The sequence below is a fragment of the Anthropogastromicrobium sp. genome (genome assembly GCF_037349415.1).
Lineage (GTDB): Bacteria > Bacillota > Clostridia > Lachnospirales > Lachnospiraceae > Anthropogastromicrobium > Anthropogastromicrobium aceti.
Genome location: NZ_JAXWCK010000004.1, coordinates 1 through 21,688 on the forward strand (window position 1 = coordinate 1; position 21,688 = coordinate 21,688).

Consider the following 21,688-nt stretch of genomic DNA (forward strand, 5'->3'; position numbering starts at 1 on the left):
TAGACGCAGTCTTGGAATTGCTTAATTCAGGTCCAAGAAAGCGTCCGCACCCCCCATTTAGCTAGATGTTCGAGAAAATGTTCGATTTGTAATTGAGTTTTTTCAAAAGTACCAAAAAAGCTATTTATGAGGCAAAGCAGCAAAAAAGAGTATACGAAATAAACGGATTAAAAGAATAAAAATAGTCCGCACCCCCGTTACAGCAGCTACAGAACACAGGATCTTGCAAAGCAAACTGATATTCTTAAATCGAACAAAGTAGGTAGAGAGAGCATTGCCGAAAATTAACCAGTCGGCAGTGCATTTTCTTTATTTAAGAAACTGCTTGTAATTTGTCTCGTTTGGGAATATAATCAATATGTATTTTCGCCCCAAATGTGTACTGCACTATGTGGCGGTACATATTTTCCATAAGGGGGATTTAAAATTGAAAAGAAAAAAAGTAATATTGTTCCTGCTGTTGACAGGCACTGTACTTTTAGCGGGCTGTGGGAAAAAGAGTGTAAAAGAAGAAGAGGCAGAAACAATAAGGGTGTACTTGTGGACCACAAATCTGTATGATAAATATGCACCTTATATTCAGTCACAGCTTCCAGATGTGAATGTTGAATTTGTAGTTGGCAATAATGATTTGGATTTTTATAAGTTCTTGGATGAAAATGGCGGACTTCCTGATATTATTACGTGCTGTCGTTTCTCACTTCATGATGCAAGTCCGCTTAAGGATAGTCTTATGGATCTTTCCACAACAAATGAGGCAGGTGCAGTCTATAATACATATCTCAATAATTTCATGAACGAGGATGGAAGTGTGAACTGGCTTCCTGTATGCGCGGATGCGCATGGATTTGTAGTAAACAAAGGATTGTTTGAAAAGTATGGTATTGAGCTGCCGACAGATTATGACAGCTTTGTTTTGGCATGTCAAAAATTTGAAGAAGCAGGTGTTCGTGGATTTACTGCAGATTATTACTATGATTATACATGTATGGAAACACTGCAGGGACTGTCCGCTTCAGATCTTACATCTGCGGATGGCCGTAAGTGGCGTACTGCTTATAGTGATCCTGCCAATAAAGAGCGTGTTGGTCTGGATGATATTGTTTGGCCACAGGCTTTTGAGCATATGGAACAGTTTATTAATGACGTGAAATTGGGACAAGATGATCTGGATCTTAATTATGATGATGTAATAAGTATGTATCAAAATGAAGAGCTTGCTATGTATTTTGGCAGTTCATTCATGGTGAAGACATTTCAGGATCAGGGCATCGACACAGCATTTTTACCATTCTTTAATCAGGATGGTGAAGAATGGATCATGACAACTCCATATTTTCAGATAGCCTTGAATAAGGATTTGGAACAGGATGATTCACGACGCAAAAAAGCAATGAGTGTATTAAAAGAGATGCTGTCAGAGGAAGCTCAAAATCTAATTATTGCGGATGGTCAGGATATGTTAAGCTACAGTCAGAATGTGGATTTTTATCTTACTGAGTATTTAAAAGATATTAAGCCTGTTATTGAAGAAAACCATATGTATATTCGCATTGCGTCAAATGATTTCTTTTCCATTTCTAAAGATGTGGTTTCTAAGATGATTGCAGGTGAGTATGATTCAAATCAGGCATATCAGGCCTTCAATGATCAGCTGAAGGAGAAAAAATCAGCTTCTGATGATGCTGTGTTAAAGGTGCAGAATACATATTCAAATTATTTCCATGCTGATGGCGGAAATGAAGCTTATTCAGTTATGGCAAATACGCTGCGAGGTATTTACGGGACAGATGTGCTTATTGCAGCGGGAAACAGTTTTACAGGAAATGTGCTGCAGGCTGACTATACTAAAAAAATGGCAGCCAACATGATCATGCCAAATAGTCTTTTTTCTTACAAATGCGAAATAACAGGAGCAAAGCTGAAAGAATTATTGAAAGCTTTTGTGGAAGGCTGCGAGGGCGGATTTATTCCATTTAACCGCGGTTCACTGCCAGTTGTCAGCGGCATTTCTATGGAGGTTAAGGAAAATGGCGATGGCTATACATTGACTAGCATTAAAAAAGACGGGAAGACAATCAAAGATGATGATACATTTACAGTGATGTGTCTGGCAACAAAAAAATATATGGAGCCAATCATTTCAGCAGAAGATGATATGTTCGAAGGTGGAGACACGTTTGTGAAGGATACGTGGATCAATTATGTCTTAGGGGATGATGCTGTTTTGGCAAAGCCGGAATCATATATCACTTTGAGGTAAGTAGATGGATGAGATAAAATACAGAAAAAAGAAACAGTTCATGAAAAAAAGATTGGGAGTATTTGCAGCAGCAATTGTCTTAATCATTGGAGTCAGTATGATGGGCATCCAATATACAAGGTTTGTGTCGAAGACTGTGTATCAGGAAAGTACTTCTCATTTAACAGAGATCTTTCACCAGTCAAATAAAGCATTAAATGAACTTGTCAATAAAAATTTGACATATCTTCATATGTGGAGTGCGTATCTACAGAAGGCGTCGACAGAAAAAGAAATTTGTGATTATATCGATAAAGTACAGGAAGAAACAGGATTTTCGGGCTTCTATTTTCTATCGTTTGATGGCAATTATAAAACGATAACAGGCGAAACCGGGTATCTTGGATTACAGGGAAATCTTGATGATAAGATCACTCAGAGAAATGATATTATAATGAATGCAGCACTGCCTGGAAAATCACAGATGCTTGTTTTTGCATGTCCTGAAGTTAATGGAATTTATCAGGGATTTGAATATGACGCCATTGCTGTTGCATATGACAACTCTGATATTGTAAAAGTATTAGATATTTCTGTTTTTCAGGGAAATGCAGGTGGATATGTAGTTCATTCAGATGGACGAGTTGTGATTGATCATGCACCAGAGTCATGGAAAACAGCATATAATTTCATAGCTGTTTTAAGAGATCACTCTGGGCTTTCAGAAGATGAGATTATGGCATTTTCAGAGGAGCTTAAGCAGGGACACACAGGCGCTATGCTTGTAAATTTAGAGGGAAGAAATTACTATCTGATTTATGAAAAGGTGAACATTCAGGATTGGGCATTGCTTGGAATTGTTCCAGCTGATATTGTCAATGCCAGTATGAATGAGCTGCAGCTTAGTACGCTTATTATTGTAGGTGCCCTGCTGTTTAGTATTGCATCATTCATTATCATAATGATTCTTAGAAGAAGTCGGTTAAATATAAAGAGCAAGAATACACAAATTTTGTATAGGGATGAATTGTTTAAAAAACTTTCTATGAATGTAGATGATGTGTTTTTGATGGCAGATGCTAAGACAGCCGTAGTTGACTATGTCAGTCCGAATGTTGAAAAGCTGCTTGGTATTACAGTGAAACAGATTAAAGATAATATTTATGTTTTGGGAAAGCTTCATCCGCAGGATACAGAGGGACAACGATCTAAACATCTAAAAGGATTACTTGTCAATGAACAGCGTGAGTGGGATTTTGAGTATGTTCATAAAAAAACTGGGGAACATCGTTGGTTTCATATCATAGCAATGGGAAGTGAGGTAGAGAAAAAACGAAAATGTATCATTGTCATGTCAGATAGAACTGCTGATAAGAAAATGAATCAGGCATTGTCAGATGCTGTATGCGCAGCTGAAACAGCCAATCGTGCAAAGAGTACATTTCTGTCAAATATGTCTCATGACATAAGAACACCAATGAATGCCATTATAGGTTTTACTACACTTGCTGTAAGCAATATTGAAAACCAGGAAAAGGTAAGGGATTATTTGGGAAAAATCCTTGCATCAAGTAATCATCTACTTTCTTTAATCAATGATATATTGGATATGAGCCGTATTGAAAGTGGAAAGATTCATCTTGAGGAAACTAAGGTTAATTTGTCAGATCTTCTTCATGATTTGAAGACAATTATTAGCGGACAAATTCATGCAAAGCAGTTAGAACTTTACATGGATGCAATGGATGTTACAGATGAAGATGTATACTGTGATAAGACACGATTAAATCAGGTGCTTTTGAATCTGCTCTCAAATGCAATTAAATTTACACCGGCAGGAGGAACAGTTTCTGTTCGTCTAAGACAGTTTCCAAGCACGCAAAAAGATTGTGCTAAATATGAGATTAGGGTCAAGGATAATGGAATTGGCATGAGTCAGGAGTTTGCACAGAAAATTTTTGATCCTTTTGAGAGAGAGAGAACATCTACAGTCAGCAAGATTCAGGGTACTGGACTTGGCATGGCTATTTCCAAAAATATCGTGAATATGATGGGCGGTACGATTGAGATTCAGACGCAGAAAAACAAAGGTACAGAATTTATTATCAATTTGATGCTTCGTATTCAGTCTGAGCAGCATCGCGTGGAAAAGATAACAGAGTTAGAAGGTCTTAAGGCATTAGTAGTAGATGATGACTTTAATACATGTGACAGTGTTACAAAGATGCTTGTAAAGGTTGGAATGCGTTCAGAGTGGACTCTTTCAGGCAAGGAGGCTGTTCTTCGTGCAAAACAGTCAATAGAGTTAGGGGATGCTTTTCATGCGTATATTATCGACTGGCGGCTGCCTGATATGAATGGAATTGAAGTTACGCGTCAGATAAGAAGCCTTGGCGATGATACTCCGATTATTATACTGACCGCATATGACTGGTCAGAAATTGAAGTGGAAGCAAAAGCAGCAGGCGTAACTGCATTCTGTGCGAAGCCGATGTTTATGTCAGATTTGCGTGAAACCTTAATGACTGCACTTGGCCAGAAAAAAGAACAAAATAATGATGGTATTCTTCCAGAAGCAGGTTTCAATTTCAAAGACAAGCATATATTGCTTGTTGAAGATAATGAATTAAACAGAGAGATAGCTGTGGAGATTCTTACTGAGTATGGTTTTATTGTTGACACAGCAGAAAATGGAGCTGAGGCGCTAGAGAAAGTAAGTACTTCAAAGCCAGGTACTTACGATTTGGTGTTGATGGATGTGCAGATGCCTATTATGAATGGGTATGAGGCTACGAAACGTATTCGCAAGCTGAAGGATCCTGCAATAGCAAATATTTCAATATTGGCAATGACAGCCAATGCATTCGATGAAGATCGAAAAAAAGCATTCGAATCAGGTATGGATGGCTTTTTGTCAAAGCCAATCGTAATTGAAGAACTTGTTCAGGCACTGAAAAATAAATTTACATTAAAACAGTAGTGAAGAAATAGAGGAGAGTTGATAATGGCTTACAGCAGTACAAAGAAAAAATCATCTAGTATTGTTCAAATAAGCATTGGTATACTTACGGTTATTTTAGTTGTATTAATTGTTGCGATGATGATGATTGTATCTAGTATTCAGGGAACAGCTCGTATAGTTAACTATGCAGGTCTTGTTCGTGGTAAGACGCAGCGTATTGTAAAGTTTGAAATTTCTGGAAGACAGGAAGATGATATGATTCAGGAGATTGAGTCATTTATCGATGGATTGAGGAATGGAAACAAAGAGCTGAACTTGGTTCGTCTGGAGGATAGTGATTTTCAGACAAAGATGGAAGAACTGAATGAATACTTTTTGATGTTAAAACAGGAAATTATGCAGGTGCGCGTGTATGGAGCTGATAAAACACAGATACTTTCAAAGAGTGAACATTTTTTTGAAATTTGTGATGAGGCAACAGGACTGGCAGAGGTGTATTCTCAGCGAAAAGCATCATCATTATCAGTACTTGAAAAATATATAACAGCAGATATTGTTGTGTTGATGCTTCTGATAGGATATGAATTTATTAAAGCTGTGCGATATGCGGCGATGAATCGTGTTTTGCAGAAAAAAGTATATATTGATGGTGCGACAGGGCTTCCTAATAGAAATAAATGTGATGAATTGTTAAGTCAGCCAGATGCCGCACCAGAGGATATAGGTGTGTGCAGCTTTGATTTGAATAATCTTCGCATAATCAATAATAGTATGGGGCATGAGGCAGGTGATGAATATATTCGCCGCTTCGCCGTCTGTTTACGCGCATCCATGCCGGCAGAACAGTTTGTTGGGAGAGCCGGAGGAGATGAATTTATTGCTATTACTCACGGAATGGGGAAGGAAGAGATGAAAGCCTGCCTTGCATCAGTAAGAGAACAGATGGCAGAAGAATCTAAGTCATATCCAGATACTCCATTAAGCTATGCAGTGGGCTTTGCACTTGCAAGCGAGTTTCCTGGAAGTACAATGCAGGAACTGTTTAATTACGCAGATAAAAATATGTATATCAATAAGAATCATGTAAAACGTGAGGAGGCAGCAGCGCAAAGACAATTGGATTACAAGCTGTTGAAGCTATTGAATATGCATGGAAAAACTTTCACGGATTGTCTGTACTGTGATGTAAAGCTAGATACATATCGTACAATTCGCGCAAACAACAATTTTTTTCTGGCATCGGATGGAAGCTATTCTGGTGCTGCAGAGCAGATTGTTAAAGAGAAGATAGGAAAACAGGATAAAGATCGTTTCCGTCAATGCCTTAAGATTTCTTATTTGTGTGAAAAGATGCGCACAAAAGAGGACGTTATGGAGCTTAAGTATGATGTAAATGAGCAAGATAGTTACAGCCGCCTGACATTCATTCCAGTAGACTGGGACAAAACTGGAATGCTTCATCATTTTCTCTTGGCATTTGAAATTATTCGTCAGGGTGCAGGAAGCCATGCAGATGCAAAGGAACAGCTGACAATTTATTATGAACAGCTAAAGCAGTCTATTTTGGAGAACGACAGCTACGTAGATGCACTTCTCGAACCAGCTGATGTCATTTATACGGTAAATCTCACAAATGATATTTTGGAAAGAATCATCCTTTTAGGTAAAAGAAAAAAAGAAAGTCTGGATATGCTTTTCGATTATCCGCTTCCTGGTTCATATAGGGATTATTGCAGTGAGTATAAAAGAATAGTCACGCAGGAAACTCTTGGAAGCTATCGTATGGCAGATGATTGTGAAAAGCTGTTAAAGCGTTTTGATGCGGGCGAAAAATATTTGTCAGTTGAATTTTGTATTTATGGAGATAATGGCATTGTTTACTGGATACAAAAAACCATTTTGATGACGCAGACAGTTGTGTTTGACGAAGAAACAAGGAATGAGATTTATGTTGTCCATGCAATAGTTCTTTTGCAGGATACTACCCAGCTGCATGAGCGCGATGAGCAGGAGCACGCAAGATTGCAGGCGGCTTTTGATGAAATGCGCGTGGCAAACCGCACAAAAACACAGTTTTTGGCACGCATGAGTCATGACATTCGTACACCGCTTAATGGAATCATTGGTCTTTTAAAGATTGATGAGGAGCACTTTGATGATAAAGAGCTTGTGAAGGAAAATCATGAAAAGATGAAAGTTGTAGCAGACCATTTACTCTCATTGATTAACGATATACTGCAGATGAGTAAGCTTGAGGAAGGCAATATTGCTTTGAAGCATGAACAGATTTGTTTGCAGGAATTGATGAATGATATTGAAACAATCACTATATCACGCGCAGCGAGTGAAGGAATTAAATGGGAGTATGAGAAGAAAAAAACAGATTTTGTTTATCCTTATATTTACGGAAGCCCTCTTCATATTCGCCAGATCTTTTTAAATATTTACGGAAACTGTATCAAATATAACAGGAAAAATGGAACTATAATGACATCTGTAGAGTCACTTGGAGATAAGGATGGGATTTGTACGTACAGATGGACTATTTCAGATAACGGCATGGGTATGAGCAAGGAGTTTTTGTCTCATATTTTTGAACCATTTGTACAGGAAAAAAATGATGCAAGAAGCATTTATCAGGGAACAGGACTTGGAATGGCAATTGTAAAGGAACTGATTAATCAGATGAAAGGAACAATTGAAATTTCAAGTGAAGTGGGAGTCGGCTCAACCTTTGTTGTTACAATTCCATTTGAGATAGCCCCACCACCACAAAAGCGGCAGGAAAAAGAGTCGACTGGCAGTATTGAGGGTATGAAGCTATTGATGGCAGAGGATAATGAACTAAATGCTGAAATTGCGACAACACTTCTGACTGACAGAGGTGCTCTTGTAACGAATGTATCAGATGGAAAGCAGGCACTTGATAAGTTTACAAAAAATCCGCCTGGAACGTATGATGCAATTTTGATGGATATAATGATGCCTGTTATGGATGGAATTACAGCAACAAAGGCGATTAGAAGTCTCACACGACCAGATGCAAAAACAATTCCCATTCTTGCAATGACAGCAAATGCTTTTGAAGAGGATGCAAAGCAGTGTTTTGCTGCTGGTATGAATGCACATATTGCAAAACCAATTGATATGGAATTTTTAGAAAAAACTTTACAACACATTTATGAGCAGTTATAATGATAACGAATTTATTTTAAGAAGTCTAAAGAAGGGGGACTATAAGTGAAAATTAAAAGAAAACAAATGGTAATGCTTGTACTGCTTGCAGTATTTGCAGCATTACTTGTTGTCACAGTAATAACAGGAGGCAAAGAGACAGACGGTGAATATACAAGCATCGCATATGCTACCATTTTTTCACTGCTTCCGCCAGTTATTGCAATTGGTCTTGCACTTTTTACAAAAGAAGTATATACATCACTTCTTGCAGGAATCCTTGCAGGTGCATTGCTGTATTCTAATGGAAATCTGGAAACAATGGTCAACACTATGTTCTTTCATGAAGAGGGCGGTATGGTGTATAAGCTTGCAGATGCATGGAATGTTGGAATAATTGTGTTTCTTGTTATGCTTGGAATTTTGGTGTCACTGTTAAATAAAGCAGGCGGTTCAGCAGCATTTGGAAAGTGGGCATCAAAGCGTATTAAGACAAGAATCGGTGCGCAGATCAGTGTTATGATTCTTGGTGTAATGATCTTTGTCGATGACTATTTCAACTGTCTGACAGTAGGAAGTGTTATGCGTCCTGTGACAGACCGCCATAAGGTATCAAGAGCAAAATTGTCCTATATTATTGATGCGACAGCAGCACCAGTCTGCATCATTGCACCAATCAGCTCATGGGCAGCAGCAGTCACTTCGTCTGTTCCATCAGATTCTGGAATCAATGGCTTTGCCGTATTTATTCAGACGATCCCATACAATTTATATGCAATTCTTACACTTGTAATGTTAGTTGCCATCACGCTTCTTCGCGTTGATTTTGGACCAATGAAGCGTCACGAGATGAATGCAATTGCAGGCGATTTATTTACTACACCAGGAAGACCATATGAGGGCAATGAGGAAGAAGTTATTAAGGAAAATTCTCATGTGCTTGACCTGATTCTTCCGGTAGCTGTTTTGATTGCAAGCTGTATTATTTCAATGATTTATACAGGCGGATTTTTTGAAGGTGTATCATTTGTAGATGCCTTTGCAGGATCTGATGCGTCTGTTGGACTTGTACTTGGCGGTGCTGTGACATTGGCATTCACATTTGTTTACTATATGATGAGAGATGTTCTTACTTTCCAGGAATTTACAGAGTGTATTCCAGATGGATTTAAATCTATGATTGCACCTATTATGATTCTTACTTTGGCATGGACACTGTCAGGTATGACAAATCTTCTTGGTGCGAAGGTATTTGTTGCAGATTTGGTGGAGCACTCAGCACAGGGAATGCAGGGCTTTTTGCCTATGATCATTTTCCTCGTTGCGGCATTTCTTGCATTTGCAACAGGAACATCATGGGGAACTTTCAGTATACTTATACCTATTGTAATCGGTGTATTTCCGTCTGGTCAGATGATGGCAATCTCAATCTCATCCTGTCTGGCAGGTGCTGTGTGTGGTGATCATTGTTCTCCAATTTCTGATACAACGATTATGGCATCAGCAGGCGGTCATTGTGAGCATGTCAACCATGTAGCAACTCAGATCCCATATGTTGCACTCGTGGCAGCTGTATGTATGGTAGGATATTTTATCATTGGTGTGCTGCAGGCAGTTGGTATGGCACAGCTTTCTCTTATTTCGCTTCCGATTTGTATTGTGATTTTAGTAGGAGCACTTTGTGTAATTCGTGCAAAGACAGGTGGAAAAGAGGAAATCTAAAATTCTTTTTTAATAAAACAGCTCTCTGCGGAAGATATTACATATCAGCAGAGGGCTGTTTTGACATTTTATTCTAATATAGAGTCGAGAAAGACAAGTAAAGCTTCGCGTTGTTTTGGCGTCAGGCGGTATACTTTAGCAATAAGTGGATCATCACAAAATTGTCCATTTGTCTGCTCATCAAAAAATTCACGCAGTGAGATATTTAATGCTTCGCAGATATAGGATAAGATTTCGATTGTAGGATTTTTATTCCCTAGTTCAATATCGCGCAGATAGCTTTGCGAGATACCAGACAGTGTTGCAAGCTTATTTACAGAATAATTTTTTGCGGTGCGAAAAAAAGTAATGCGTTTTCCAATATTCATAGCATCAGTCCTTTCATAGTAAGTAGATCATAAACCTAGGATAGCAGAAAACAAAAATGAAAATTACATATATAGAGATTGACAATGTATGCTATAGATATTATTATGGCATAAGCAAAAAAATAATTGCTGAAATTAAAGAAAAATTGTGCCATAGACAGTGACTGTCATTCAACGCAGCTATAATATTGTTATAGTAACTATTCATAGCCACAAAAAATTGCGTTTTGCGAATGGGTATGAATAGCTACACATTATTGGAACTATGATTTGCACATGAATATATAGGAGGAACGCAAATGGTTCATACAAAAGAAGCTGTTTTGATGTTGGATACGCCATCCGAATCAGGAGAGTCATGCGTACTTGGCAGCACAATTCTTCGCAGTCAAATTGTTAGAATTCAATTTTGTTCTAAAATGCCATTGGAAGTATGTCAGGGAGAAATGTGGGATGTGTCTGCAGCACATGATCGGAGCATTTTGGCATGGGCAAAGAAGGTTTTCATTTCTTCTAAACTGTTGTATGAATTATATATAGCTTCAGATACCAAAATAAAGCTGCAAAACGCCAGAGGACTGTTTTGGGGATATGAGAATCTCTGTGAAATCAATTTAGATAAATGGATTGATTCAAGCAGTGTATCAGATATGAGTTATATGTTTTGTGGATGCCATAGCCTGAAAAAATTGGATGTATCAGGACTAGACACATCAAATGTAGTTAATATGGAAGGAATGTTTTATTGGTGCAGTAAGTTTCAGACTTTGGATGTGAGTTATTTTGACACATCACATGTAATCAATATGAAAAGCATGTTTGATTATTGCAGCAGTTTAAAAAAATTGGATTTGAGTTCATTTTGTACCAAGCATGTAATTGATTTTTCGTCAATGTTTGGAGAATGTATTCAGTTAGAAAAGCTAGTTTTAAGCGGATGGGATACTAAAAGTGCAGTATATATGCGTGGGATGTTTGAAAACTGCAGAAGTCTCCCCGCAATTGATTTATCATGTTTTGATACAAAAAATGTTATCAATATGAGAAATATGTTTGCAGGCTGCGAGCAGTTAAGATATATCGAACTATCCTCATTTTCGACAGGAGCACTGCAGGACATGAGGGAAATGTTTCACAATTGCAATTGTTTACAGACACTTGATTTATTAGGCTTTGATACAAAAAATGTAACTAACATGTCATATTTGTTCTGCGGATGCAGTAAGTTAACGAAGCTTAATGTAAGCAGCTTTGATACAGCAAATGTGATAGATATGAGTAATATGTTTTGTCGGTGTGAAAGCCTTACAAGTATTGATGTAAGTCATTTTGATACATCACATACAGAGAGTTTTGCAAGAATGTTTAGAGACTGTGCAAAAGTAGAAATACTTGATGTGAGTCATTTTCAGACACAAAGAGTACTTCATATGGAAAATATGTTTTATGGATGTAAGTGTCTTAAGTATTTGGATTTACGTGGATTTGACTGCTCAAAGGCGGCAGATTTGTCATATATGTTTTATGGCTGCCAGTCATTAAAGAATGTTTTAACTGCAAAACGACCATCAGATAGAAAACATAGAGCAATTATGATAGAATTATTGGCAGGATGTAAAAAGTTTGCAGAAGAAAAGAAAGGAATGGGGATATGAGAAAGAGTATGAAAGAAAGCAATGAAAACGCAAAAATCAGAAAGAACGCGCAGAATGCAAACTCTGATTTTAAATATAAGCGTATTTTACAGCTTTACACCAGATTACTTAAAGGTGAGGTGATAAACAAGGCAAAGGAGGCAGCAGCTGCGAATGTCACAGAGCGTTCTATCCAGCGTGATCTTGATGATCTGAGGGCCTTTTTTGATGAGCAGGCAGCAAATGGAAAAGATTCCTATGAGCTTGTATACAGCCGTAAAGAACATGGCTATCTTTTACATACAAAAGAAGTACCGACCTTTACAGACAGTGAAGTGCTTGCAGTTTGCAAAATTCTTTTGGAAAGTCGTGCATTTAGAAAAGATGAGCTTGAGCCTATGCTTCGAAAGCTTATAAATAATGGCGTTCCGAGAGAAAAGCAAAAGGCAATCAAAGAACTGATCTCAAATGAACTGTTTCATTATATAGAGCCACAGCATAGACAGCACCTTGTTGAAAAATTGTGGGATTTGGGAATGGCAGTCAAAGAACAGCGTATGATGAAGATTTCATATCAGAAGCAGAATGGTGCGATTGTGGAAAGAAAGATTAAGCCAGTTGGCATTATGTTTTTTGAATTTTATTTTTATATGCCAGCCTTTATAGCTGATATTGACAAGGAATCTCATTTTACAAATAAAGATGACAGCTTTCCAACAATTTATCGAATAGATAGGATCCGTTCTTTTGAGGTATTAGAAGAGACATTTGAAATTCCATATCGTGACCGCTTCGAAGAAGGAGAGTTTCGCAAGCGCATTCAGTTTATGTATGGCGGACGGCTGCGCAGCATTCGCTTTATCTATAAGGGAAGCAGTGTCGAGGCTGTACTAGATCGACTGCCAACAGCACAGATTATCGCAAAGAGACCAGAAGGCTATCTGATCAGCGCAGAGGTGTTTGGAGATGGCATTGATATGTGGATCAGGAGCCAGGGAAATATGGTGGAAGTGGTCAAGTGAGGGAAAGCCGGAAGTTGTATAATAAACTGAAAAAGCCGCCTTTTCTGGCGGATTTTTGTAAGAAAATTATTGAAGATCCTTCTTGTTTTTAGTACCAAACCTCCTATGAATATTATAGCAACCAGATAGGGAAAAGACAAGAAAAATATTAAAATTTAAGAAGATGAAATTATCAAAACGAAACTTTATCAACATGGTTCATTGACATAATTTTTGCTACATGTTATAACTATAGAGAAAAGAATTAAAATCTATATTTATAACATGCGCATAACAAAACGGATTTTTAAATATAAATTTTAATGCATATTTTTACTGGATACTGTCAACGTACAGAACTACAAACAAAGCAGAGGGATGGAATATATGGGAAGTATATCACAGACAATTGATGCGATTATTAATGAAAGAAAGAAGCGACTGATAATTATTGAAGATGCAATAAAGAAGGTCGAGACAAGTGAATCTGCTGTTAATGCATTTAAAGAAGCGCAGCATAAGCTGAATTTTGAAACACTTGGTATTTCAAAAGAGATCGCAGATCGAATTGGGAATATATCATTTTCAGATTATGATAAGGCACTGCAGATGTGCAAGGCAGAGTTAAAACGATTAAAAATCCGTTTCAGTCGTGATAAAATCAATATCAGTTTTGTTGGAAGAGCAGGACAAGGAAAAAGTCTGGTACTTCAGAAGATGAGTGGACTCGGTGGAACAGTAATCCCTTCTGCAGCTGGATCTGATTGTACAGGTGCAAAGTCTATTATTACAAATACGGAGGGTGTAGATAAGCCGTATGCGGAGATTACTTTCTTTTCAGAAGAAGAGATGGTTCAGATTATAAATAAATACCTTGAAGATATTTTTGAAGACAATTCAAAAAATATTACAAATCTTGATCAGGTAGATGACTTGAAGCAGGTTTTGAATGAGAGAAATGGATTGGAGACAGCAGGAGCAAAAAAACGTGAATTGCGAAAATATATTGATCATATGGAAGAACTGCGTCCAAATCTTAGAAGAAAAGCTTGCCGTATTGAAGAAGAGAATATTGAGGAATATGTGGCAATGTATAAGAGCACAGATGATAGTGTAAAATATTGGAATTATCTGAGTGTAAAGTGCGCAAATATTCATTGTACATTTCCAAAGAATGATGCAGGAAAAATAATTCTTGTTGATACGATTGGTATGGGATCACAGTCACTTGGCATTGGAGACAGTCTAATGGATACAGTAAAGAATGACAGTGATGCTGTTATTTACATGCAAAGACCGGATCCGAAGAGAAGTCATTTTGGTGAAGAAGATACAGAAATCTCAAATGAGATTGTTAAGACAATCCGTGAGGATTGTGCAAAAAGAATGATGTTCTGGGTATTAAACCATGTTAGCAGCGGTGAGGCATGCAATACAAAAGGTATTGAGATTGTAGAGCAGGAACTTCGTGAAGCAAATTATCCAATTGCCAGATTGCTCAAGGTAGATTGTAGTTCAGAAAAGGCGGTGGAAGATAAGCTCCTTACGCCTGTGCTTGAAGTGATTTCCCAAAATATTGATGGAATTGATGAGATTTATTTAAATCAGGCAGCTGAATTTATGCAGACATTATATAAAGAATATGCGTCTATATGTGAGCAGGTTTCAGCGACAAGAACTGTTGGAAGATTTCCAGAAGCATTATCGTTTACGTATCAAAGATACCATTGAAGGCAATGTGCAAAATCAGATTCGTAATAAATTTAATGAGTATTATGAAAACGTTAATCAAGAATATAAGCCGATGAATGAGAAACTCGAAGAGGTTTTACATGAGCTTTCTGGTACAATTCCATCAAAAGAAGAGATCACAAGATATGTAACAAGAAATAATCGACAGTGGGATACTTATGTACATGCAACGGATGTTATGCGTCCGCGAATTATTGACACGTTTCTTGAATTAGATGAGGCACTTTTGGCAGGAACAAAGACAGTTAAGGATGACATTGTTCAAATATTGACTAGTGTAGATGGTGGCAGACTTGACGCAGTTGTACCGTATAAACAAGGAGATGATCCAGATGAGTGGATTGAAAAGTTTGTTCAGATAAATCACGATACAAAATGGTTTCAACCTCTTAAAGAAGCTCTTATGGCACTTCGTGAGTTTAAAGTTAGTGTAGAAGGTTTTATGCTGTATGAGATTCGTTTAACATTGACTCCAATTGACTCTAGTTTATATGATAGACCAGAAAAGAAGCTTCCTTTATACGATCCTAAGAATGTTGGTAAGATAGCAGAAGTTATTAATGAGTATCTACAGGAGGATATGTTTAACTTAAGACAAACGATTCGACAGAAGGCATTGCAGTATGAAATGGTTCCAAACAAAGCCTTTTTTGCAGCAGTAAAAGATTTTCATGATAGAATTTCATATTCAACCTTCTTTGATGGATCAGAAGAGGTCGAAGTTAATGAATCATGGAGAGAGCTGTATGAGCGTTGGTGTACTGTTATCTGGGCAGATGAGGCAAAACAATATAATGGTACACGAGCTGAAAAATTACAGTGGAATCAGGCAGTTGAACGCTTGAAGGAAAATAATCAGAAAGAAAATTTCAGTATGATAAAATAAGGGAGAGCAATAGACAATGGGAAAAAATTTTGAAATTAACGTTATGATGTTTGGCGGCAGAAGAAGTGGAAAGACGAGTATTCTTGCAGCAATGAAGGAATGTGTCGATCAGGTATTTCGTGATGAGCAGGAACTTGGACTTTCGATTTCATCATTGGATTTTGATACGATGAAAGCACTGGAGGAGAAGAATCAGGAGCTACATTTGTATTATAGCGAAAAAGATAGAGATGAAGCATTTACACCTGATAACAATCCGACACAGTCTCAGAGAGTATATCAGTTTGGTATTCAGCTGGTAAATAAGCCGAGTGCAAAGCTACAGATGAACTTTACTGATTATCCAGGCGAATGGCTTGATAACAGCAGTAAATTTGAGCAACTCAAGGAAATTATGGAGAAAACCGACATTATTATGATTGCCATTGATACGCCATATCTAATGGAAGAAGCAAGAACAGTAGATGCAATTGGTCGGTATAATGAGCCGAAAAACTTTACTGGACGAATTGCAGATATGGTAAAGGAAAATTTTGTTGTGCCGGAGGGAAGTATCCGCAAGAAAATGATCTTATTTGTTCCGTTAAAGTGTGAGAAGTATTATAATCAGCGAAATTTATCCGAAGATAGAATGGAAGAGTTGAATGTGAAGGTAAAAAAAGCATATGAAAAGCTGATTACATTTATTACTCAGGGTGAAAATAAAGATCGCTATGAATGTGCAATTGCACCGATTTTTACACTTGGAAATGCCAGATTTAACCGATTTGCAGGAAATGATACAAATGCTTCCGATGGAAGTAATAAATACTATATTATGAATGCAAAGGGATATCCAGATAAGCCGCTGTATAGCTTTGATATAGATGCAACAGAGCCAGCCCCAGAATATTGTGAGCAGCCATTATTATATACACTTGTATTCTTGTTAAAGTGGGCGGAGCAGACAAAAACAAGAAAACCAGGATTGCTCGGTAGTATTCTTGGTATGGCAGATACAATGGCAAGTCGCTTCCTTAAAATACCGGGTGCAAAGGATTTTGCAGACCGTTCTGAATTTTTAAGAAGCAAGTTGAAGAAAGAGGGAGACGGATATGAAATTATCTGTGATCCATTAAAGTTTAAGGGTGTGTGAGGAGCACTGTAGAGTATGAAAATTTACAGCTATTGTTCTTATGAAGGGTCGCCGTGCGGATTTGTTTTAGGCAGCTTTGAGTTTCATACAGAAGCGAAAGACCAACAAGGATCAAGATTTATTTTGCAAAATGATAGTGTTTTACCAATTATTCAAACTGTTTTTGAATGTGGTTCCGTTGATTTTGTATTTGGAAATCTGCCAGATAAGGATACTTACTGGATTGTGGTAAAGGATCTGAATGCAAAGAACGAAAAGCCATATCGATATTTGAATTTCGCGTTTGAGACAAAGAACTTGCGAGAGTATCAGATATTGCTAGCTGGAATCCTAAACGGATATAACAATCGTTCAAAGCTAATTTCGCGTTTTTCAGACTTCATTGTTTTAAGAAGAGAGGACACAGAATTTGGACTTCTAATCTGTGCAAGTGCAGTACAGGAATTTTGGAAAGAATGTGTCAAGATTAGTCGTAATTATGCGATACCGAAAGATCTGCAAATAAATGAACAAATTTATCTGTTTCGCAAAACTCTGTCTGATACCGAAAACAAAGATCGCTCAAGGGAGATTGAGGCATCACTTCATATGGGAAAAGAATACATAGTTGTTCATAAGGAAGCACAGCATTGCCATATTGTTGTTCGAGGCGTATCGAAATTTTTGAAAAGTAGAATTCGAGAATTTAAGGAACGAACCATTGATGACAAGAGATAAGGAAGGTAAACTATGAATATAGATAATTTGACAAGCGCAGTCGATAAGGTAGCGGTAAAGGGCTTTATCAGACGTGATTTAAAAAACTGGTTTATAGATGACTATATTAAACGAACACTACTCGATATGTGTCGCAAGTACAGAGAAGAACTGTTTAACCGTGTTAGCATCTATTTTACCAATGGAAAGGATGGAAGTGAGAAAGGCTATTATATTCCGGCGTTTGAGATTGCATTTGGTGAGGCTCAGAAGTATGAGGTAAATGATCGTGGCTGGTTGGATAAACCGCTTCATCTTTTTAAGGAAGAAGAAATAAAATATTTATTCGTTGATAATGCGGATCGTTTTGATAATATTCCTGGGTTTAAGGCAGAGGATGGAGGTTCAGGAATTGCGTCACTTTTTCGCTCAGATAGCTTTCTTATTAAATATGAAGATGGATGCTTTGACATGCGAAGCAAGCGCTTCCAGAAGACGCAAGGATGGGCAAGTGAAGTGTATGTAATTCCGTGCTGTGTATTGAGTAAAGATGAGTTTTCACAGGGAATTGAATCTGGAAGATTTGCGTATGTAGAAGAGGCAGAGAGTCGCAGCAAGCAATATAATGATATTATAAGGACATTACAGGAATACCGAAAATTTATTGAGATTCGGGATTATGACTCGGAGCATATCAAAGAAATGCTTGACTATTGCGCGAAAAGAGCGAAGGCATGTCGCGAGATGAATCCAGAGCTTTTTTCACAGGGTAAGCTTGATGAGGAGTTTAATAAATGGATTGCGGAGACACCGAAGTTAAATGAGATCCAGACAGAGATTGTGTTAAATGCAGTTCTCATGGCAGATACATATCGTTGCGGGTTGGCGCCAAAGGAACGAATTTGCCTAGAGGAAAGTGGTGAAGGTCACTGGGAGCTATTTGATTCAATGGAAGGCTCGGAGATGGTAACCTTAAATGGAAAATATGCTACAAGAAATCCAAAGATCGATGTTTGCGATACTGGTATTGTGGGTATTGACTTTGGAACAAAGAGCACTGTTGTTTCATTAAAGGATGAAAACAATAAAACCAGACTGCTTCGTGTCGGTACTACTTCCTATAATACACAGTTAAAAGAGGAAGATGTTGAGAATCCAACGATGCTGGAATTTATTGATGTCGAAAAGTTTCTTGAACAGTACAAGTCTGATGAGACAGCTGGACGACCATTCACATCGGAAGAAGATATACGAGTTGCTTATCCAGCCAAAAAAGATCTGGCAGAGGCAGAAAGCAAGGAACTAAGTACGTTTTTGACGGATATTAAGCAGTGGTGCGGCGATGCGACAGGAAACAGACTGCCAATTATTCGCGATAAGAGAGGATATTCAAAGCCACTTCCAGCCTTTAAAGATTGCAACTCAGAGACAGATATTGACCCGCTTGAAATTTATGCATACTATCTTGGTCTGATGATCAACAACGTTTACAATAAAATCTTTTTGAAATATAGTATGTCATTTCCGACTACATATGAAAAGAGTATTCGTGATCGAATTATTCAAAGCTTTCAAAAGGGAATCAGACGTTCCATGCCAAATTCAATTGTACTAGATGATGAGGTGATGGCAAAGTTTGAGGTAAAGCCACAGTGCAGTGAACCAGCTGCTTATGCAGTTTGTGCGATGAAGGAATATCAGTTTAAACCGAAAGCTGGAGAGAAAATCTTTTATTCTGTTTTCGATTTTGGTGGTGGTACGACGGATATGATTTTTGGTATCTGGAGAGCAGCAGATAAGAGAAATCGTAAGGAATCCCGCGTAAGCTGGGTAATTGAGCAGTTTAAGGATGAAGGAGATCGCTATCTTGGTGGAGAAAATCTATTGGAACTTATGGCGTATACGATTTTTGTTGAGAATACGCTGCATTGTGGACAAGAGAAGAATTTTCCATTTATAAAACCAGCAGATGGTGAGCTATATTCTGGTTTGGAGCGCTTGACAGTTGATTCACCGGCTGCAAGAAGGAATATGATGCAACTTATGATGAAGCTGCGTCCTTTCTGGGAAGGAATTGACGGTTATGAGGATGAGGAGCCAGAGACAGATTACGAGGAACCATTTGATGCAGATAGTAACCATAAGAAGAGAATCTTGAAGGGATATAAGTTAAGATCAGATATTTCATTAGATTTTCTTAAAAATGGATATATCAATATCGAACTTGAAGACGATAAGGGCGAGACAATTCCAAACAAGCTTTATATTGATAGTGTTGAAAACGATGTTTTTATTGATCTGATTGAAGTTTTAGAAAATAGAATTCAGCGTGGAATTAACACGTATTTCAATGCTTTAAAAAGTGCACTTGCAGACAGTAGGTCGAAAGATGTTCAGAAGATTTACCTGCTGTTAGCGGGAAATGCTAGCAAGTCTCCTGTCTTAAAGAGGTTGTTGGATAAAAGTATTCAGGAATTCGAAGCTTCCTATGGCACTCCACTTGATATTGAAATTTTGCCACCATTGGGAACACCAGAATTCTTTGAGCGAATGGGACAAACTGTAAATGAAAGTTTGGATCGTCCGACTGGAAAAACAGGAGTAGCCTATGGTCTGGTTGATCGAAATGTACATGTTTATGAAGAGACCAGTGCATCTGATGAGGCAAAATTTAAGTTCTATATTGGCTTAAATTATGATGATAAGCTTGAGGTAAAGATTGATCGAGGCGTGGAGTATCGAAAATGGGTACCATTAATGATTCCAGCAGATGATGATTTGGAACTGTATTATACGTCGTTGCCGGATGCACAGAGTGGTGATTTTGACATAAGTAGAACAAAACGCAAAAATTGTCCTGTAAAAGATAGAGATGAAGATAAGGATTTCTATATTCGTGCAATAAATCCAGATACAATTGAGTATGGAATTGGTGAGATTTGCGAGGATGGTGCCTTCGATGAAAAGACAATTAAAGTAATTGGTGAAATACAATTTGCATTATAATTGATATTGCTGCGAGAGTTATCATAATAGATAACTTTTGCAGCAATTTTTCGTTTTACAAAATATTTTCCACCTTGTCTCTATATTGCATATGTGATACAATATCATCATCAGTTGACAAAACTCACTGTGAATTATTGTAAATTTTCTACAAAAAACATAAGACATTTGCTGGGGGAGAAAATATGAAAGTAGTAACATTCAACATCCGCTGTGATTACGGTCAGGACGGACTTAATGAATTTGCAAACCGAAAGGAATTGATTTTAAGAAAAATCAATCAGGAAAAGCCAGATATTATAGGATTTCAAGAGGTGCTTCCGCATGTTGCTAAGTGGCTTAAGGAAAATCTGAATGAGTATTATGTGATTGGCTGCGGACGCGGAGCAAATCTTCGTGATGAGCAGATGAGCATTGCATATCGCAGGGACAGAATTAATTTGATCAGTATGAAAACCTGGTGGCTGTCTCAGACACCAGATGTGCCTGGATCACGCTATAAAGAGCAGAGTAGTTGTCCTCGCACAGCAACAGAGGCAGTATTTGAAGATATTAAGAGCGGTAAGGTATTTCGATTTATTAATACGCATCTTGATCATATTGGTGCACAGGCAAGAGAGAAAGGGTTGACTCAGATTTTGAATCAGCTAAAACAGGAACGTTTCTGGAAGGATATTCCTGTAATTTTGTGTGGTGATTTTAATGCAGAACCAAATGCACCAGAGATGGAAATTATTAGCAGGGATTCATTATTTAACAATTTGACAAAGGATATAGGAATCACGTTTCACGGATATTATAAAAACGATCCAAATGATCCGCCATGCAGTATAGATTACATTGTTTTAAAGGGAGACTGGCAGTGTGAAACAGTGTATAAGTGGACGGATGAAGAAAATGGAATATATCTGTCGGATCACTATCCGGTGTGCGCTGTAATAAATTTGGTTCAGCAACAAAATCATTGCACCGATGGGGGTTCATAACTTGGTTCTGTGAACTGCAGCAATTAAGCACTGACTTAACCCAGCGGCAAGCCACTGTGGTTCCATTGGCGGAGTTCTAGTGTCTGCGTACATCGCAAGGACTTTGGCAGACACATCTGTTCCG

Annotated in this window: 13 protein-coding genes; 12 read left to right on the plus strand and 1 reads right to left on the minus strand. The window is 37.8% G+C overall.

The window, feature by feature from the left end:
• Window positions 1–427: 427 nt before the first annotated feature.
• From WJP93_RS00125 to WJP93_RS00140, 4 genes are read left to right on the plus strand one after another with little or no spacing between them, the layout of a single operon-like run.
• Window positions 428–2,263, plus strand: a complete 1,836-nt coding sequence (locus tag WJP93_RS00125; protein WP_337546149.1) for an extracellular solute-binding protein — start codon at window positions 428–430, stop codon at window positions 2,261–2,263.
• Between the two features lie 40 nt (window positions 2,264–2,303).
• Window positions 2,304–5,222, plus strand: coding sequence for a response regulator (locus WJP93_RS00130; protein ID WP_337546151.1), 2,919 nt, complete (start codon window positions 2,304–2,306; stop codon window positions 5,220–5,222).
• 24 nt (window positions 5,223–5,246) lie between these two features.
• Window positions 5,247–8,399, plus strand: coding sequence for an ATP-binding protein (locus WJP93_RS00135; protein ID WP_337546153.1), 3,153 nt, complete (start codon window positions 5,247–5,249; stop codon window positions 8,397–8,399).
• A gap of 51 nt (window positions 8,400–8,450) precedes the next feature.
• Window positions 8,451–10,100 carry a Na+/H+ antiporter NhaC family protein gene (locus WJP93_RS00140; protein WP_337546167.1) on the plus strand — a complete coding sequence of 550 codons (1,650 nt, stop codon included), beginning with the start codon at window positions 8,451–8,453 and terminating at the stop codon, window positions 10,098–10,100.
• A gap of 68 nt (window positions 10,101–10,168) precedes the next feature.
• Here the strand turns inward: WJP93_RS00140 and WJP93_RS00145 are convergent, their stop codons facing one another.
• Window positions 10,169–10,468: a helix-turn-helix transcriptional regulator gene (locus WJP93_RS00145; protein ID WP_337546155.1), complete on the minus strand. Its 300-nt coding sequence runs from the start codon at window positions 10,466–10,468 to the stop codon at window positions 10,169–10,171.
• Window positions 10,469–10,767: 299 nt separating this feature from the next.
• Between WJP93_RS00145 and WJP93_RS00150 the strand changes: the two genes are divergently transcribed.
• The 8 genes from WJP93_RS00150 to WJP93_RS00185 all read left to right on the plus strand — a co-directional run bounded on the left by WJP93_RS00150 (window position 10,768) and on the right by WJP93_RS00185 (window position 21,564).
• Window positions 10,768–12,123 carry a BspA family leucine-rich repeat surface protein gene (locus tag WJP93_RS00150; protein WP_337546157.1) on the plus strand — a complete coding sequence of 452 codons (1,356 nt, stop codon included), beginning with the start codon at window positions 10,768–10,770 and terminating at the stop codon, window positions 12,121–12,123.
• Entirely contained in the window at window positions 12,120–13,124 is a 1,005-nt protein-coding gene (locus WJP93_RS00155; RefSeq protein WP_337546158.1) for a WYL domain-containing protein, read from the plus strand. The genes WJP93_RS00150 and WJP93_RS00155 overlap by 4 nt, the downstream gene beginning before the upstream one ends.
• A 366-nt stretch (window positions 13,125–13,490) precedes the next feature.
• Window positions 13,491–14,834, plus strand: a complete 1,344-nt coding sequence (locus WJP93_RS00160; RefSeq protein ID WP_337546159.1) for a hypothetical protein — start codon at window positions 13,491–13,493, stop codon at window positions 14,832–14,834.
• A gap of 7 nt (window positions 14,835–14,841) precedes the next feature.
• Window positions 14,842–15,741 (plus strand): hypothetical protein, encoded by a 900-nt coding sequence (locus tag WJP93_RS00165; RefSeq protein WP_337546160.1) that lies wholly within the window; start codon window positions 14,842–14,844, stop codon window positions 15,739–15,741.
• A gap of 16 nt (window positions 15,742–15,757) precedes the next feature.
• The gene (locus WJP93_RS00170) at window positions 15,758–16,876 is read left to right on the plus strand and encodes a hypothetical protein (RefSeq protein WP_337546161.1); all 1,119 of its coding nucleotides are present in this window, start codon (window positions 15,758–15,760) and stop codon (window positions 16,874–16,876) included.
• A gap of 15 nt (window positions 16,877–16,891) precedes the next feature.
• Window positions 16,892–17,593 carry a hypothetical protein gene (locus WJP93_RS00175; protein WP_337546162.1) on the plus strand — a complete coding sequence of 234 codons (702 nt, stop codon included), beginning with the start codon at window positions 16,892–16,894 and terminating at the stop codon, window positions 17,591–17,593.
• 12 nt (window positions 17,594–17,605) lie between these two features.
• The gene (locus tag WJP93_RS00180; RefSeq protein WP_337546163.1) at window positions 17,606–20,578 is read left to right on the plus strand and encodes a hypothetical protein; all 2,973 of its coding nucleotides are present in this window, start codon (window positions 17,606–17,608) and stop codon (window positions 20,576–20,578) included.
• 185 nt (window positions 20,579–20,763) lie between these two features.
• Window positions 20,764–21,564, plus strand: coding sequence for an endonuclease/exonuclease/phosphatase family protein (locus WJP93_RS00185; RefSeq protein WP_337546165.1), 801 nt, complete (start codon window positions 20,764–20,766; stop codon window positions 21,562–21,564).
• Window positions 21,565–21,688: the final 124 nt, after the last annotated feature.